This window comes from Roseovarius gaetbuli, assembly GCF_900172365.1.
In the GTDB taxonomy this organism is placed as follows: Bacteria; Pseudomonadota; Alphaproteobacteria; order Rhodobacterales; family Rhodobacteraceae; genus Roseovarius; species Roseovarius gaetbuli.
In genome coordinates this window covers 1-3,494 of sequence record NZ_FWFJ01000093.1, presented here as the reverse complement: position 1 = coordinate 3,494, position 3,494 = coordinate 1, and the positions used below count along the sequence as shown (strand labels likewise).

The 3,494-nt window shown below is 58.2% G+C and carries 4 protein-coding genes, 1 tRNA gene and 1 pseudogene; 4 read left to right on the top strand and 2 right to left on the bottom strand.

Annotation, left to right across the window (positions count from 1 at the left end; genetic code table 11):
• Positions 1–433 precede the first annotated feature (433 nt).
• Positions 434–508: transfer RNA gene (locus tag ROG8370_RS19535), tRNA-Thr, on the bottom strand.
• A 232-nt stretch (positions 509–740) separates the two neighbouring features.
• Between ROG8370_RS19535 and ROG8370_RS20710 the strand changes: the two genes are divergently transcribed.
• From ROG8370_RS20710 to ROG8370_RS19525, 3 genes are read left to right on the top strand one after another with little or no spacing between them, the layout of a single operon-like run.
• The gene (locus ROG8370_RS20710) at positions 741–908 is read left to right on the top strand and encodes a hypothetical protein (protein WP_170925317.1); all 168 of its coding nucleotides are present in this window, start codon (positions 741–743) and stop codon (positions 906–908) included.
• Positions 909–913: 5 nt separating this feature from the next.
• The gene (gene murA / locus ROG8370_RS19530; RefSeq protein WP_085828795.1) at positions 914–2,182 is read left to right on the top strand and encodes a UDP-N-acetylglucosamine 1-carboxyvinyltransferase; all 1,269 of its coding nucleotides are present in this window, start codon (positions 914–916) and stop codon (positions 2,180–2,182) included.
• Entirely contained in the window at positions 2,179–2,646 is a 468-nt protein-coding gene (locus ROG8370_RS19525) for a DUF2948 family protein (RefSeq protein WP_085828794.1), read from the top strand. The genes murA and ROG8370_RS19525 overlap by 4 nt, the downstream gene beginning before the upstream one ends.
• A 71-nt stretch (positions 2,647–2,717) precedes the next feature.
• Here the strand turns inward: ROG8370_RS19525 and ROG8370_RS19520 are convergent, their stop codons facing one another.
• On the bottom strand, positions 2,718–3,116 hold the full coding sequence (locus tag ROG8370_RS19520) for a c-type cytochrome (RefSeq protein WP_085828793.1): 399 nt from the start codon (positions 3,114–3,116) through the stop codon (positions 2,718–2,720).
• Positions 3,117–3,356: 240 nt separating this feature from the next.
• On the opposite strand from ROG8370_RS19520, the pseudogene ROG8370_RS19515 reads away from it, so the two are divergent.
• Positions 3,357–3,494 (top strand): annotated as a pseudogene (locus ROG8370_RS19515) (transposase); the annotation flags it as partial.

Genomic DNA, 3,494 nt, shown 5'->3' with positions numbered 1-3,494 from the left:
GGATCGCCTCAAGCGCAACACGGGCTTTGAATTCGGGTGAATGGTTTTTGCGTTTCTTCATACCGGATCACTTCTTTCGTCATGCGATCCACCTTAACAACTGATCCGAAATTTCGCGACCACCTCTGACGGCATGGCGAAACGCTTCGACAATTCCATCGCGGGCTTTCGCGCTGTGATCAGATGGTTGGGTATATCATTATCAACGTTGATAGGTTGCGTGGCCCCGTTGAACTCATCTCCGAACGCATCCTGGAAATGAAAGAACCTTAAGACTGATTGCAAGGGTTCTCTTTGACTGGGATCAAGTGCTGTATAGACAAACGTGCTTTCTGTCCAAGTTCATTGGGATCCGGCAGGTTATGTCGATTGGGCCAGTAAAAGCTTGCGCGTCGACGTTGGGGGCAGATTCTACGGAAAAATCAGTGTTTTATGGTGCTGTGAGGGAGGATTGAACTCCCGACCTCGTCATTACCAATGACGCGCTCTACCACTGAGCTACCACAGCCTATAAAACCTAGGGCTTTAGAATATACGCCCTATTAATACCCTACTAATAATTTCCGCGTCCTGCTAACTCAATGTTCAAACACACCAATTTGGAATGGACCCACCCATTACCAATGACGCGCTCTACCACTGAGCTACAGCAGCACTCTGTGGCGCGCTGATTAGCCCCTAATTGCGTGTGGTGCAAGGGGTAACTGGACGGTTTTTCATTGCTGCTGTAAAGAAGCGGTATGAGCAAAAAACAATCCCCAAAAATCGGCGCCAAACAAGGCCAGAACCGCGAAGACAGGTTAAAATCGGCATTGAAGGCCAATCTTGCGCGGCGTAAGGCCCAGATGCGCGCCCGCACCGATGACAAGCCGGGCGAGCCGGTGACCGGGAACGAGGACAAAGGGTAGAGCAGATGGATTCGATTATCGTTACGGGCAATGGCCCGCTCAAGGGGCAGATCCCGATCGCGGGGGCCAAGAATGCCTGTCTGACGCTTATGCCGGCCACGCTTTTGAGCGAAGAGCCACTGACCCTGACCAATGCGCCGCGCCTGTCGGACATCAAGACGATGACCACCCTTCTGCAATCGCTCGGCGCCGAGGTGTCGCAATTGCAGGATGGTCAGGTTCTGGTGATGTCGAGCCATGCGTTGGACAATCACGTCGCCGATTATGACATCGTGCGCAAGATGCGCGCCTCGATCCTTGTGCTCGGGCCAATGCTTGCGCGCGACGGCCATGCGGTTGTGTCGCTGCCGGGGGGCTGTGCGATTGGCGCGCGGCCTGTCGATCTTCACCTCAAGGCGCTTGAGGCGATGGGCGCAGAGCTTGAACTGAAAGACGGTTACGTGCATGCGCGCGCGCCCGGCGGGTTGCGCGGCGGCGTGGTCGATTTTCCGATCGTGTCGGTCGGGGCGACTGAGAACGCCCTCATGGCGGCGACGCTGGCCAAGGGCACGACCGTGCTCAAGAACGCCGCGCGCGAGCCCGAGATCGTTGACCTTGCCCAATGCCTGCGCCGCATGGGCGCGCAGATCGAGGGCGAAGGCACGCATACCATCACCATTCAGGGCGTTGACCGCCTTGGCGGGGCCACCCATCCGGTGGTCACCGACCGGATCGAGCTTGGCACCTATATGCTGGCGCCTGCGATCTGCGGTGGCGAAGTCGAGCTTTTGGGCGGGCGGATCGACCTTGTCGGTGCGTTCTGCGAAAAGCTGGATGCGGCGGGCGTAAGTGTCGAGGAAACCGCGAAGGGCCTCAAGGTCAGCCGCCAGAACGGTCGCGTGCGTGCGGTCGATGTGGTGACCGAACCCTTCCCCGGCTTTCCCACCGACCTTCAGGCACAGATGATGGCGCTTATGTGTACCGCCGAGGGCACATCGGTGCTTGAAGAGCGCATCTTTGAGAACCGCTTTATGCACGCGCCGGAACTGATCCGGATGGGCGCCAATATCGAGGTGCATGGCGGTGTTGCCACGGTGACCGGTGTTGACCGCCTCAAGGGGGCACCGGTGATGGCGACCGATCTGCGCGCCAGCGTTTCGCTTATCCTGGCGGGTCTTGCGGCAGAGGGGGAAACCATCGTCAATCGCGTTTACCACCTTGATCGCGGGTACGAGCATGTCGTGCGCAAGCTTGAAGGCGTCGGCGCGAAAATCGAACGGGTGTCGGACAGATGACCGAAGACGCAAAATTCGAGGATGGCCGCGAAGCGCCGCTGAACCTTGGGGCGTTTGATCTTGATGACCTCAAGGTGATCTCGACGCTGGCGCAAGACGCGGTGTTTCCGATCACCGAGATGACATGGCGCGCCGGTGAGCGGCGTTTCGCCCTGCTGATCAACCGGTTCCGCTGGGAAGATGCCGGTCAAACACGCCACGCGCCCGAGCGGGTGCAATCGCTCTTGGTGATCGACAATGTGTTGCGCATCGCCAGCCAGGGCATCGACCGCACGGACCACGATACCATCCTGTCGCTTCTGTCGATCACGTTTGAACCCGGCGAAGAAGGCGCGGGCCATATCCTGTTGACGCTTGCCGGCGACGGCGCGATCCGGCTTGAGATCGAGGCGCTTGAGGTCACGCTCAAGGATGTCACCCGCCCCTACCGCGCGCCCTCGGGCAAGGCACCGGCGCACGGCTGAACGCCCTGCACCCCGCCACAGATCACGTGGAGGGGTGTAAAGCCATTCATCAATGTCGTCGGATCACCGCGTCACTTTTGAATCGATTCCAGATAATAGGCAATCGACAGGACACGCCCGCGAATGATCGGTTCGGCCCCATAGGGCCCCGCATTCGGGATATCCTTGGCAAAGCGGTCGCCCCAGACAGGCATGGGATATCCGTGGCCACGGGTGCCCTGACGCCCATCAATCGAGTGGATGACATCGAGCATCGGAAAGTTGCCGTCATTGGCCGCCGACAAGCCGGTCAACGCAGGCACCGGCACGGTCATCAACTCGGCCAACGGTCCGTCGCCGGCGGCGCTCTCGCCATGACAGGATGCACAGGCGCTCATATACTCGGCCTTGCCAAGATCATCAGCCTGAGCGATTCCGCCCAGACCGCAGCACAGAACAACAGCGCAAATCTGAAGTTTAGAATTCAGCATCTTTTTCTCCCTTCCAAGTGTTGACGCGCGACATCGAAAGATGATTCGACACGCCATTATCGGGCGGCAATCCACAGGAGTTTTGACAAGGATCAATGAAACCATGCCTTTAAATGGGTTTGGGCGATCTGCGGCCGCGCCATCATTTGGGGGGCGGTGGTAATCCCCCCAAAATTAGTGGTGTTCACAAGTAGAATTTTCCCGGCAAGATATCTGAGGAGATTTACGATGAAGAACTGACGATTTAGCGACGCTCAGATCATGACGATCCTGAAGCAGGCGGAGGGTGGTGTGCCGGTCTCTGAGCTGTGTCGGGAGCATGGGATGAGCAGCGCCAGCTTTTACAAATGGCGGGCCAAATTTGGCGGGATGGATGCG